The organism is Dermacoccus sp. MPR-E5 (genome assembly GCF_058809565.1).
Map to the genome: position 1 here is coordinate 1 of NZ_JBXASS010000014.1, position 12659 is coordinate 12659.

Genomic DNA, 12659 nt, shown 5'->3' on the forward strand with positions numbered 1-12659 from the left:
CGCCCATCGCCCCGGCGCACCCACGACTCCAGCGCCCCTATGATTGACACGCACCAAGGGAGGCGTCCGGGTTCCTGGTGGGCCCCCCGGTCTTCAAAACCGGTGAAACCGAGCATCTCGGTTTGGCAGGTTCGATTCCTGTCCGCCTCCGCAAGTCTCAGGGCCCCGCGAGCTGGCGGGGCTTCTCGCATGTGTCGTCATTGGCCCGTCTTCCGGCCGCGTGGGCTCGCCGCCGCGGCTCGGAGCGACGTGCCACGGAGGGTCACTCGAGCCATGAGTGCGCCGGAGCGGCGAAGGGCGTGAAAACCGTTGCTGCGCAGGATTGTCAGACCTGCCCGATAGGTTGGGGCGCATCAGCACTCGACCTGGAGGAACGATGGCCACGAGCGACGACCCACGTCGACGCATCCCGCGCACCGACGAGCTCCTCGCACGCTTCGCCGACGAGGTAGGCGCGCTCGGACGCGACGCTGTGAAGCGCGCCATCGTCTCTGCCCAGGCCGACGTCCGCGCGGGCACCATCAGCCCCGACGGCATCGACGCGGCCATCGCATTGCGCCTGCCCGAGTCGGCCACCACCCTGCGAGCGATCCTCAACGCAACGGGCGTCGTCGTGCACACCAACATCGGGCGCGCGCCTCTCAGCGACGCCGCGGTCGAGGCGCTCGGTCGCGCTGCGGGGTACGTCGACGTCGAGTTCGACCCCGTCACTGCCACGCGCGCCAAGCGCGGCCGCGCAACGCTCGACGCGCTCCAGGAGCGGGTGCCGGACGCGGGCGGCGCACTGGTCGTCAACAACGGCGCGGCGGCACTGCTGCTCGCCTGCCTCGCGATCGCCGGGGACACGGACGTCCTCGTCAGCCGCGGCGAACTCATCGAGATAGGCGACGGCTTCCGTCTGCCCGAGTTGCTGCAGTCGGCCGGGGCCCGGCTCGTCGAGGTAGGCATGACGAATCGCACGCATCTGCGCGACTACGAGAACGCCATCGTCGACGCCGAACGTCACGGCCGCCGGGTGGGCGCCGTGCTCAAGATCCACACGAGCAACTATCGCGTCGAAGGGTTCGCCGGGGTGCCAGGCGTGCGCGATCTCGCGGCGCTCGGCGTCCCCGTCATCGCGGACGTCGGCAGCGGCCTGCTCGCCCCCGGACGGGTGCTGCCCGACGAGCCCGACGCGACGAGCTGGCTGCGCGATGGCGCGACGGTCGTCACCGCGAGCGGCGACAAGCTACTCGGCGGGCCGCAAGCGGGGCTCGTTCTCGGCGACGCCGACGCCGTGGAACGCGTCCGCCGCCACCCGATGGCCCGCGCGATGCGCGTCGACAAGCTGACGCTCGCCGCTCTCGAAGCCACCCTGCGCGGCCCCGAACCCCCCGTTACCCGCGCCCTGCACGAGACGCGCGACTCGCTCCGTCAGCGCACGACACACCTTGCGGCGGCCATCGCTGACGTCGTTCCGGGCGCCGAGGTCGTCGACGTCATCGGACGCGTCGGTGGGGGAGGCGCGCCTGGTTTCGAGCTGCCGAGCCTCGCCGTCGCCCTGCCGGAGCCCTTCGCGGAGGCGCTACGCCTCGGACGCCCGTGCGTCCTGGCCCGCACCGCGCTTGGACGCTGCCTCGTCGACCTGCGGTGCGTCCCTGCGTCCTCGGACGCCGACGTCGCCGCCGCGATCCGGGCCGTCGCTGTAGGCAACGAATCCGGCACCCCAGCTGACGACGGAGGACGCGCATGACGATGAACGCGCGGCGTGATGCCACGGCCCCGTCGGCGACGACACCGCTCCTCCCCGCCAGGGGCTACGTCGCCGAGCGCAGCGGCGGCGCGGTGCGGCTCGCGGGGAGTGAGTGCTGATGCGCGTCGTCGCGACGGCCGGTCACGTCGACCACGGCAAGAGCACCCTCGTGCGGGCTCTCACGGGCACCGACCCGGATCGGCTCGAGGAGGAGAAGAAGCGTGGCCTGACGATCGATCTCGGGTTCGCGGGACTCGACCTGCCGTCGGGCGAGAAGCTCGCATTCGTCGACGTGCCCGGCCACCGTCGCTTCATCGGCAACATGCTCGCGGGCCTCGGGCCGGCGCCGGCCGTCATGCTCGTCGTCGCCGCGGATCAGGGGTGGCAGGCGCAATCGCGCGAGCACCTCGACGCGATCGACGCACTCGGTCTCAGGCACGGCCTGCTCGTCATCACGCGCTGTGGCCTGGCGACGCCCGAGCGCGTCGCCGAGGTGCGTGAGACAGCGCTCGGCCACATCGCCGCGACGTCACTCGAAGTTGTCGACGTCGTCGAGACCGACGCCGTCAGCGGCCGTGGCATCGACGAACTGCGGTGCGCCCTCGACGATCTCGTCGCGCAGATGCCACCCGTGGACACGGTTTCCCCTGTGCGGTTGTGGGTCGATCGTTCGTTCTCCGTCAAGGGCACCGGCACCGTGGTCACCGGCACGCTCGCGGCGGGCACGCTGCGTCTCGGGGACGAGTTGGAGGTGGGTGACGAACGAGCGGTCGTGCGTTCGTTGCAGGTGCTCGGGCAGCGTCATGACGAGGTCGCGCCGGTCTCGCGCGTCGCGGTCGCTCTGCGAGGTCTGCACACCGACGACGTGCCGCGCGGCACGCCCCTGCTGACGCCGGGGTCGGCGTCGTGGGTGAACGTCCTCGACGTGCGCAGCGAGGGCGGGCATGAGTGGCAGGATGCGTCGGCGGAGGTCAGCGTCCACATCGGCACAGCGTCCGTCGAGGCGCGGGTGCGACCGTTCGACGAGCGTCACGCGCGGTTGACGCTGAGCGATCCGCTGCCGTTGCGGCTGGGGGATCGCATCATCGTGCGTGATGCGTCAGCGGGGCGGATCCATTGCGGGGCAACGGTGCTCGACCTCGACCCGGCGGCATTGACGAGGCGCGGCGCCGGTCGGGAGCGCGCACGTGTCCTAGCCGGCCACGCGGTCGCGCAGCTCGAACCACTCGTCGCCGACCGCGGCTGGGTGCGCGACGAGTGGGTCACCGCCGTCGGGGCCCGCCGCCCCGAGGTGCTGCGCGAGGGGCTGCCCCTGCCGGGGGAGGGCCTGGGTCGTGTCGAGGGACTCGTCGTGCACGAGAAACAGGCGACGGCTTGGCGCGCCGCGATCATCGAGGCGGTCACCGCTGACGCCGCCGACCCCTTGAGCCCCGGGCTGCCGTCAGGCGCCATCGAGACGCGCCTCGGCGTGCCCCGACGTCTGCTGCCCGCCCTCGTCGAGTCATGCGGCGTGACGAACCCTGATGCGGGTCTCGTGATCCGCGACGGGCGGGTTGTCGGCTCACGCCACGGCTCATCGTTCGGTGCCGATGAAGCGGCCCTGGAGCAACTTCGAGAACGGCTGCGCGCCAACCCGTTCGATGCCCCCGAAGCCGATGACCTCGTGGCGCTCGGCCTCGGCAACCGGCAGCTCGCCGCGGCTGCACAGCGCGGAGCGATCCTGCGACTCAAGGCCGAGCCCGCCGACATCGTCCTGCTGCCCGACGCGCCCGCGCGAGCGATGCGCGAGCTCGCAAGACTGCCGCAACCGTTCACGACGAGCGAGGCGCGCCAGGCGCTCGGCACGACGCGCCGCGTCGTCATCCCCCTGCTCGAGCATCTCGACGCGCGAGGCTGGACGCGGCGTGACGGCAACGCGCGCGTCGTCGTGCGCTGAATCGTGCTGGACGGGGCCGAGCGCAGCACCGTCGGACGGAGCGTCGGAATCGCGACCGACTGAGGCCCACCCGAGCGCGCCGGGGGCGCACCACCCGCGCCCGGCGCCGACCGACCGCCGCTCGGGGCCGATCTTCGACGTGCGTCCAGCCGCACAGACGTAGCAACGCGCCACCGCTGGGAAGGACCCAGCGATGGCGCGTTGCGTTCGATCAGGGGAGCTCAGTCGTCGCCTTCCGGGTCGTCGGCCTTGAGCGACGGCTCGGGGTGGGCGCTGACGCGCGTCGACGTCTGCTCCTTCGCCTGAGCAGCTGCGGCGCGGACGGCGCCGCTCGGGCCGGCCTTCTCGGCGTCGGCGATGAAGCGCTCGGGGTTCTTGTCCTCGATCGTCAGCGGCTTCGACCACGACGCCGCGAGGTGGCGCAGGAAGTTGATGCCGACCTGGTGACGCAGTTCGAGGCTCGCCTGCTGACGGAAGTCGGCCAGGTCCTGACGCTCTTCCTCGGCCATGTGGTCGGAGTTCGCGATGTTGGCCTGGACGACGGCCTCCCACCAGTCTTTCGACCCGGTCGTGGCGGCGTCCGCGCGCTTGATGGCGTCGCGCAGCAGGTTGTGGTCGTGGATCGCGTCCTCGACCTGCTCGTCGTTGCTCTCGGCGTCTGCGCCGCCGGTGCCGATCTTGACGAGTTCGGGGTAGAAGTACAGCTCCTCTGCCTCAGCGTGCAGCTCGAGGAAGATGCGCAGCTGGCTCCACAGCGCGGCCAGACCGTCGGTGTCGTCGCGCGGCCACTCCTCGAGCACGGCGAACGCGCGTCGCTGAGCGGTGTGCTGCTGCAGGATGATCTCGGTGATGTCCATGGCTACCTCCGTGAGACGGCCCCGGAATCGGGGGCTGTTTGCCCTCAATCTCACGCTGACGAAGGGCGTTGCGCCAGCAAGGTGCACCTATGCGACAAAGCGTTCGTGACGGGGACGTCGCGCCCAGCGTCGCGGGCTCGATGACGACGCGCGGGACGCGGACGGCGTGGCGCTCGCCGTCGAGAGGGACGCGTTCAGGTGAGCGCGACGCGGACGATGACGGCGAGGGCGCTGACCGTCGCGAGCGCGAGGATGCTGTGGCGGAAGCGCACCGCGTCGATCGAGTGCCGCAACGGCTGCGCCGCGAGAGCGCCCACGGCCATGAACGGCAGCCACGCGAGCCCGGCACGCAGACCGTCAGCGCTGATCTGGCCGCCGATCGCGAGGCCGAGCAGTGAACTCAGTGAGCCGAAGAGGAAGAACGGCGCGAGTGTCGAGCGTGCCTGCTGCGGTGTGAGTTCCTGCAGGGCGAGGCCGAAGAACGGGCCGCCGATCGACGCCGTCGTCGCCGAGATGCCCGTCAAGGCTCCGGCGCCGAGGGCGATGCCCGACGACGGGCGTACGCGCCAGCGCGTGAGCGATCCGGCGACGGCGACGAGCACCATGCCGGCCACGAGGAGTGACGTGACGGTGTGCGACGCGTTGGCCGCGAGCCAGACGCCGAGTGGCATCGTCGCGAGGCGGCCTGCCATCGCCCACCCGAACGGCCGCCACCGGATGTCACGGTGGGCCCGAGCCATCTCCAGCACGGGCAGTGGCAGGACAACGAATAGCAGTGCCGCCGGCATGACTTGCGGAGCGACCATGACGACGAACGGCGCTGCGACGACGGCGAGGCCGAACCCGGCGATGCGTTGCACGAAGGCGCCGACGCCGACGACGAGACCGAGGACCAGCAGGGTGGTGAGCGGCATCGGACCCCACTTCGGCGAAGGTTGTCGGGCCGCGCGGAGAGCAAGGCCCGGACATAGCAAAAACCCCCGGCGAGCCGGGGGTTCTTTCCTCTGTCTCAACACAGAGTGCACCCGTAGGGATTCGAACCCCAAACCTTCTGATCCGTAGTCAGATGCTCTATCCGTTGAGCTACGGGTGCTTGCTGCTCGGCCTCAGCGGCCTCTGCAACGAGATAGAACTCTACACGCATCCTCGGGGGAACGCTAATCGGCTCGGCCGCCCCTTGTGAACCGGCCTGTGCTCCTCCGCCAGCCCCGCCTGTCATGACCTGCGATTTTCATCCACATCGGCGAATCGCGTCCCCATCCGCGATCCACGTTCACACGCGCGAACGGCGTCCACATCTGCGAATCAGCGTCACATTCGCACGCGTCGGCGCGAGTCGTCGTGACACGGGTCGCCCTGGTGGCAACGTCCGTTGAATGGGGACGTAAATCGCCGATGTGGACGCGGTTCGCGGAAGGGTCAAGAATCGTACATGGGGACGGACTGGTGCGGTCAGCCGGTGAAGGGGAGGGTGCGTTGACCGCGGATACCCGGCGTACAGACGAAGAGGGCGCCGGCGTCGGGCTCCGCGTCGTCCGGCAGGTTCTCTCGCGAGGTCGTGATGAACAGCTGGTCGAGGTCGTCGCCGCCGAAGGCCGGGCACGTCACCAGGCTCGGCCCCACCTCGACGATCTCGCTGAGCGAGCCGTCAGCGTCGTAGCGACGCACGGCGGAGCCGCCGAACAGCGCCGTCCACACTCCGCCTTCGGCGTCGACCGTCAGCCCGTCGGGGTGGCCGATGCCGTCCTCGAGCCGGACGAAGGGCCGACGGTTCGTCAGGCCGGTCTCGGCGCTCCAGTCGAACACCCAGATGATGCGGGTCGGCGTGTCGTTGTAGTAGGCGAGCGTGCCGTCGGGCGACCAGCACAGGCCGTTCGAGATGGTGACGTCACCGAAGACATGGCTCGTCGACCGGTCCGGCGCCAGCCGCCACATCGATGCCGCGCCCTCGCTCTGGTCGTAGGCCATCGACCCCATGTAGAACGACCCGTCGGGGGCGCATCCACCGTCGTTGAACCGGGTGCGCGGCTCGTGCGTCGACGGCCACAGATCGGCGGTGTGCTCCAGATCGGCGAAGTCGACCGAACGCGTCAGTGCGAAACCACGCTCCGTCGCGACGATCGCGCCTCCACCTGCGCGCGGACGCAGCGCTGCCGCGACGTCCCCGACGTGGAATCGCGTGACATCACCGCCCGGCTGGAGCTCGAGGACGTCCCCGGCCAGCATGTCGACGTAGCGCAGCGCCGGGTGGCCGCCGCCCCAATCGTCGGCCCAGATGACGCCCTCACCGTGGTAGGCGTGCGGTTTCGCGACAGCTTCAGCCTTCATGACGTCAGGCTATATCGGGCGGCAACGCTCCGCGACGATGCTCGGATGCCGCTGTCGGCTCAGACGTCCTCGGCCTTGAGTTCGGTCGGGTCCCACTTGGTGATGCCGTCGTACTGCCAGCCGCGGTCCTTGACCGCCTCGCGCGACTCGAGGCGCATCGTCGGCGTGAGGCGGTCGAGGTAGAGGTAGCCGTCGAGGTGGTCGGTCTCGTGCTGCAGCATGCGGGCGAAGAAGCCGTGCCCCTCGATGACGATCTCGTTCCCGTCGAGGTCGGTGCCCGTCACCTTCGCCCAGTCGGCCCGCGCCGTCGGGAAGTGCTCGCCGGGCACCGACAGGCAACCCTCGTTGTCGTTCTCCTCGTCGGCCTCGCCGGCAGGCACGCGACCCTTCTCGAGCTTCGGGTTGATGACGACGCCGCGGCGGTTATCGCCGAGTTCGTCGTCGGGACAGTCGAAGACGAAGATGCGCTGCTTGACGCCGACCTGGTTGGCTGCGAGGCCGACGCCGTTCGCCGCCTCCATCGTCTCGAACATGTCCTCGACGAGGGCGCGCGTGTCGTCGGTGATCTCCTTGACCCGCTTCGTGGGTGCGTGCAGGGCCTTGTGGCCGACGATGGTGATGGGGCGAACAGCCATGAGGAACCTCGAAGAACGCGGGTCGGCGGGTGGGCGTCGATCATTCTAGGGCCCTCGGGTGGGGCGACCGGGTGCATGGGTGCTCGCCGACGTGATCGAGCGAAATCGGCGGGATCGAGTGCCCCGACGCTCGATCCCACCGATTCCGCTCGATCGCGGGCGCGGGTGAGCTGCGACAAGAGGCGACGGAGCACGTCGAAGCCCCTCGACCCGACGATGCGGGTGAGGGGCTTCGAGATGAAACGAGGCGAGTGTGCTCAGTAGCGTCGCTCGTTCTTGCGCAGCGCCTCGGCGCCGTCACCGACCGACGTGTCGAGGTCGGTGGCGTAGACGCCGTCACCGACGCCGCCCTGCAGCTGCGGGTTGCGACCGACGCGCGAGTGGCCGCGGCCGTAGAAGAAGTAGATCGCGAAGCCGATGAGGAGCCACACCACGAAACGCAGCCACGTCTCGACGGGCAGGTTGAGCATGAGGTAGAGGCACACAGCGGCGGCGACCCACGGGAGGACGGGGCTGCCCGGCACCTTGAACGGGCGCTCGAGGTCGGGGCGCTTCTTGCGCAGCACGGGCACGGCCAGGCTGACGAGGAAGAACGCCGACAGGGTGCCGATGTTGACCATCTCCTCGAACTCACCGATCGGGATGGTCGCCGCTGCGACCGCGATGATGAAGCCCATGACGAGCGTCATCGGGACCGGCGTGCCCGTCTTGGGGTTCGTGCGTGCCATGCCCATCGGCAGCAGGCCGTCGCGCGACATCGCGTACATGACGCGGGTGGCGCCGATCATCAGCGTCATGACGACCGTGGCGAGACCCGCGACGGCGCCGGCTGCGATGATCTGCGCGTACCCGGGATGTCCGTGATCGCGGAAGGCCGCGGCGAGTGCGCCCTTGGGGTCGATCTTGTCGTAGCTCACCATGCCGGTGATGACGAGGCAGACGGAGACGTAGAGGATCGTGCAGATCGCGAGCGAGCCGATGATGCCGATCGGCAGGTCGCGCTTCGGGTTGCGCGTCTCCTCGGCGGTGGTCGCGACGACGTCGAAGCCGATGTAGGCGAAGAACACGAGGGCTGCGCCGGAGATGACGCCCATGACGCCGAACGCCTGCGGTTCCATGCCCGTCATGAGCTCCCACAGGGGGCGCTTGAGCGTGTCGGACGTGCTCTCGAGGTGCTGAGCCGGCGGCACGAACGGGGTGTAGTTCGACGTGTTGATGTACTGGATGCCCATCACGATGATGAACAGCACGATGAACAGCTTGACGGCGACGAGCGTCAGGTTGACGCGCATCGACTCCTTGATGCCCGTCGCGATGACGCAGGTGAGCACGGCGACGAGGCCGAAGGCGGCGATGTCGAAGTGGGTGAACCAGCCGGTGCCGCCCTGCAGATTGTCGGGCAGCTTCAACCCCCACTCACCGAACAGGATGTTGAAGTACGCGCTCCAACCCTGGGCGACGACGCCCGCGGCGAGGATGAGCTCGAGAAGCAGATCCCAGCCCACGATCCAGGCGATGAGTTCGCCCATCGTCGCGTAGGAGAACGTGTAGGCCGAGCCCGAGACGGGCACCGCCGACGACAGCTCGGCGTAGCACAGGGCCGCGAGACCGCAGCAGAAGGCGCCGATGAGGAACGAGATGACGATGGCGGGGCCCGCCATCGTGTGCGCGGCTCGCCCCGTCACCGTGAAGATGCCGGCGCCGATGATGACGCCGATGCCGAAGACCGTCAGGTCGAGCGCTGACAGGTTCTTCTTCAGCTGGAACTCGGAGGCTTCCGAGTCTGCGATCGACGCTTCGATCGACTTGGTGCGCAAAAGGCTCATGTGAGCGCCCTTTCACCGGATGGTTGGAACCGTGTGAGATTACGTTCCGTCTCGCCATGTGGAGCCATCGTCCACATCGTGGTCGCGACCTCGTCGGCGGACGGGTTGAGGTGAGGTCGCGTGTTCACGGCTCACCCACCAGGCCGATTCGTCACCCTGCTCGGGCGACGTCTCGTCCCTGTCATGCCGCTGACGGTACGTGTGATCGGTGTCACTGTGGGGGTTTGGGTGGTCAACCGTGACAAATCCGTGAGGATCGGTGTCGTCCTCGGCGGCTCGACGTTGCCCGCGGCCGTAGCGAGCTCGGGGCTGACGGACCGCGAGGGGGCGGGTGTCGTCGCCGCCTGACGGGCCGTGACGCTGCGACTCATGACGCTGCGATTCGCGGCGCGGCGTCTCGCGGCGTTGTTCGTCGTCGGACCAGCCGACGCCATCCCACGACTCGTCATGCTGCGACTCGTCGCGCCAGTCGTCCTCGACCCACGGGTCACGCCATTCGTCGTCGTAGCCCTCGTCGTCGGCGTGCCGCGCGTCCGCGTGCCCGCTGGGGCGCGGGTCGTCCTCGTCCTCGAAACCGAAGATGAGCCCGCAGATGTCGCGGTATTTCTCGTCGGGGTTGCGCACGTAGTCGATGACGTTGAGCGCCTGCTCCTGACCCGCCGACTCGATCTTGAACGTGCCGTAGCCGAGCAGCCGCGCGGCGGGCGAGCGGTTGTACGACATGTCCGTCACCTTCGACAGCGGCATCATCGCCACCTTCTTGACGAACAACCCGTGCACCAGGATGAGGCGCTTGTTCGTGATGACGAACGTCTGGTCCCACCATTCGACGACGCGCCAGGCGAGGTGCGCGGCGAGGACGAGCCAGATCCACCACGCGGCGTTCGTCAGCGGGCCCATCCAGGCGGGCGCGCAGATGCCCGCGACGATGACGAGGACGAACCCGACGACGCACGAGGTGATGGCGGGCAGCACGCGCGCCCAGTGCTGCTTCATCTCGAGGACGACGTCCTCACCGCGCGCGAGATAACCGGCGACGCGGTCGCTCGCCTGATGTGGGCGCAGTGGGCCCATGGGTTCAGTTCTTGCCGAGCAGCGCGTCGAAGAATTCGCGCAGGTTGGTGACAGCGTTGCGCAGCACGTCGCCGACGGCGCGCACGACGTCGGCCGACTTCGCGGGGCTCGAGAAGACGGCGTAGATGATGAACGCGAACAACAAGAACTTCAGGATCGACTTGAAGTTGATCTTGTCCATGGCGTCGTCTCTTTCTGGTGGGTGGAGCGCGCGGGGGAAGGCACGGGCAACTCTCGCATCCTTGCAGGGTTCACCCATGCTGCGGCGCAGGCGCGCCGAACCGTTTTCGCGGCGCTCGCCGGCGGGTGCGCGCCGTCAGGCCCGCCGTGGAACGCGCGCGCCGCTGTCGCTGGTGGTGCGTACGCTGACGGCGTGGATCTGGCGATGAGTCTGCGCGATGCGCTCGAACGAGAAGCCTCCGGTACGGCGATCAAGCAGTTGAGTGACGCTGTCACGCGCCTGTCGACCCGGTATCGGGCCGTCGCGGCGGCTGACGAGCCCATTCTCGCGCGCCCCGTCGACGTGCTCGCGTACGCCCACTACCGCATGCCCGCGACGTTCGGTGCGGTGCGTTCGGCGCTGCGCGCCCTCGCCGATTCCGGTGTGTTCGACGCTGATTCGGTGACGTCGATGGTCGACCTCGGCGGCGGCACCGGCGCCGCGGCCTGGGCGGCGGCGGACGTCTTCGAGACGCTGCGCGACATCAGCGTCCTCGACCAGGTGCCGGCCGCGCTCGACCTGGGGCAGCGGCTCGCGCGCGCCAGTGGGGTGCCCGCCCTCGAGCGCACCGTGTGGCAGGAGGGCCGCGTCGGGTCGTGGAACGTGACGGTCGGTGCGCCATCCGGTGGCGGCGCCGATCTCGCGACGGTCTCCTATGTGTTGAGCGAGTTGTCGCCGCAGCAGGCCGATCGCATCGTCGCCGAGGCGACGTCAGCGGCGACGCGCGCCGTCGTCATCGTCGAACCCGGCACGCCGGACGGCTACGCGCGCATCCTGCGAGCCCGCGATCAACTGCTCGAGCAGTCGTGGTCGGTCGCGGCGCCATGTCCGCATCAGGGGGCGTGCCCGTTGCTCGCCAAGACGGAACCGGATTGGTGCCACTTCGCGGCGCGCGTCAACCGTTCGTCGGTGCACCGGCAGATCAAGGGTGGCGAGCTGTCGCACGAGGACGAGAAGTTCTCGTACGTCGCGATGGTGCGTGAGCCCGCGCACGTGGCGCAGGGTGTGCCGTTGCGCGACGGCGTCGATCTGACGCAGCGCCCCAGCGAGCGCGACGCCCGCATCATCCGGCATCCGAAGAAGAACAAGGGGTTCGTCGAGCTGCAGGTGTGCGAGGCGCTCGACGCCTCAGGCCTCGCCGGCCAGGTGCGACGCGCCGTCGTGACGAAGAAGGCCGGCCCGGCCTACAAGCAGGCTCGTGACGCTGGCTGGGGCGACGCCATCGACCTGGGTGCTCGGGGCTGAGGGCTGAAACGTTGCCATGCAGTGTTTCAGCCCCGAATGAGCGTGATGGGGGCCGAAACCCTGCACTGCAGGATTTCGGCCCCCATCGAGAATGCGGCTCAGGCGCTCACGCGTCGTGCGTCGCGATGCCGTAGAGACGGTCGCCGGCGTCGCCGAGGCCGGGCACGATGTAGCCGTTCTCGTTGAGCTTCTCGTCCATCGCACCGGTGACGAGGGTGATGGGCACCTCGATGTGCGACGTCAACTCCTCGAGCTTCGCCAGGCCTTCCGGCGCGGCGATGAGCACGACGGCCGTGATGTCGTCGGCGCCGCGCTCGACGAGGTAGTCGATCGTCGCGGCGAGGGTGCCGCCCGTCGCGAGCATCGGGTCGACGACGTAGACCTGACGGCCCGACAGGTCGTCGGGCAGACGGTTCGCGTACGTCGTCGCCTCGAGCGTCTCCTCGTTGCGCACGAGACCGAGGAAGCCGACCTCGGCCGTCGGCAGGAGCCGCATCATGCCGTCGAGCATGCCCAGGCCGGCGCGCAGGATCGGCACGAGCAGCGGACGCGGCGTCGCGAGCTTGATGCCGCGCGCCGTCGTCACCGGCGTCTCGACGTCGACCTCCTCGACGCGGACGTCACGCGTCGCCTCGTACGCGAGGAGCGTGACGAGTTCGTCGACGAGGCGACGGAACGTCGGGGAGTCGGTTCGCTTGTCACGCAGCGTCGTGAGCTTGTGCGAGATGAGCGGGTGGTCGGCAACGATGACGCGCATGGGACAAACTTAACCCGTGGATCTTCCCGTGGCACCAGCGATCGAGCTC

Annotated in this window: 11 protein-coding genes and 2 tRNA genes; 4 read left to right on the forward strand and 9 right to left on the reverse strand. The window is 69.3% G+C overall.

The genetic code is table 11. The features are described 5' to 3' along the window. The first annotated feature begins 58 nt into the window (after positions 1-58). The 3 genes from AC1RS9_RS11195 (at position 59) to selB (ending at position 3668) form a co-directional block, all read left to right on the forward strand. Positions 59-151 (forward strand) — tRNA-Sec (locus AC1RS9_RS11195). A gap of 225 nt (positions 152-376) precedes the next feature. Continuing rightward, positions 377-1732, forward strand: coding sequence for an L-seryl-tRNA(Sec) selenium transferase (selA, locus tag AC1RS9_RS11200; protein WP_492921528.1), 1356 nt, complete (start codon positions 377-379; stop codon positions 1730-1732). Positions 1733-1850: 118 nt separating this feature from the next. Then, positions 1851-3668 (forward strand): selenocysteine-specific translation elongation factor, encoded by a 1818-nt coding sequence (selB, locus tag AC1RS9_RS11205; protein ID WP_006945707.1) that lies wholly within the window; start codon positions 1851-1853, stop codon positions 3666-3668. A gap of 221 nt (positions 3669-3889) precedes the next feature. On the opposite strand, the gene AC1RS9_RS11210 is transcribed toward selB, so the two are convergent. From AC1RS9_RS11210 to AC1RS9_RS11245, 8 genes are all read right to left on the reverse strand, one after another. After that, positions 3890-4525, reverse strand: a complete 636-nt coding sequence (locus tag AC1RS9_RS11210) for a hemerythrin domain-containing protein (protein ID WP_006945733.1) — start codon at positions 4523-4525, stop codon at positions 3890-3892. Positions 4526-4719: 194 nt separating this feature from the next. Then, positions 4720-5439 carry a sulfite exporter TauE/SafE family protein gene (locus tag AC1RS9_RS11215; RefSeq protein ID WP_115296591.1) on the reverse strand — a complete coding sequence of 240 codons (720 nt, stop codon included), beginning with the start codon at positions 5437-5439 and terminating at the stop codon, positions 4720-4722. Positions 5440-5545: 106 nt separating this feature from the next. After that, positions 5546-5618 (reverse strand) — tRNA-Arg (locus AC1RS9_RS11220). Between the two features lie 359 nt (positions 5619-5977). Beyond that, positions 5978-6853, reverse strand: a complete 876-nt coding sequence (locus AC1RS9_RS11225) for an SMP-30/gluconolactonase/LRE family protein (RefSeq protein ID WP_006945667.1) — start codon at positions 6851-6853, stop codon at positions 5978-5980. Between the two features lie 59 nt (positions 6854-6912). Continuing rightward, positions 6913-7488 carry a peptide deformylase gene (gene def / locus AC1RS9_RS11230; RefSeq protein WP_006945693.1) on the reverse strand — a complete coding sequence of 192 codons (576 nt, stop codon included), beginning with the start codon at positions 7486-7488 and terminating at the stop codon, positions 6913-6915. A 257-nt stretch (positions 7489-7745) separates the two neighbouring features. Further along, positions 7746-9314: an APC family permease gene (locus AC1RS9_RS11235; protein ID WP_062257539.1), complete on the reverse strand. Its 1569-nt coding sequence runs from the start codon at positions 9312-9314 to the stop codon at positions 7746-7748. Between the two features lie 39 nt (positions 9315-9353). Continuing rightward, positions 9354-10388 carry a PH domain-containing protein gene (locus tag AC1RS9_RS11240; protein ID WP_165583816.1) on the reverse strand — a complete coding sequence of 345 codons (1035 nt, stop codon included), beginning with the start codon at positions 10386-10388 and terminating at the stop codon, positions 9354-9356. Positions 10389-10392: 4 nt separating this feature from the next. Next, positions 10393-10569, reverse strand: a complete 177-nt coding sequence (locus tag AC1RS9_RS11245; protein ID WP_006945715.1) for a hypothetical protein — start codon at positions 10567-10569, stop codon at positions 10393-10395. 192 nt (positions 10570-10761) lie between these two features. Here AC1RS9_RS11245 and AC1RS9_RS11250 point away from each other — a divergent pair, with 192 nt between their 5' ends. Beyond that, positions 10762-11853, forward strand: coding sequence for a small ribosomal subunit Rsm22 family protein (locus tag AC1RS9_RS11250; protein ID WP_062255809.1), 1092 nt, complete (start codon positions 10762-10764; stop codon positions 11851-11853). Between the two features lie 106 nt (positions 11854-11959). Here the strand turns inward: AC1RS9_RS11250 and upp are convergent, their stop codons facing one another. Continuing rightward, positions 11960-12610 (reverse strand): uracil phosphoribosyltransferase, encoded by a 651-nt coding sequence (upp, locus tag AC1RS9_RS11255; protein ID WP_006945708.1) that lies wholly within the window; start codon positions 12608-12610, stop codon positions 11960-11962. Between the last annotated feature and the right edge of the window lie 49 nt (positions 12611-12659).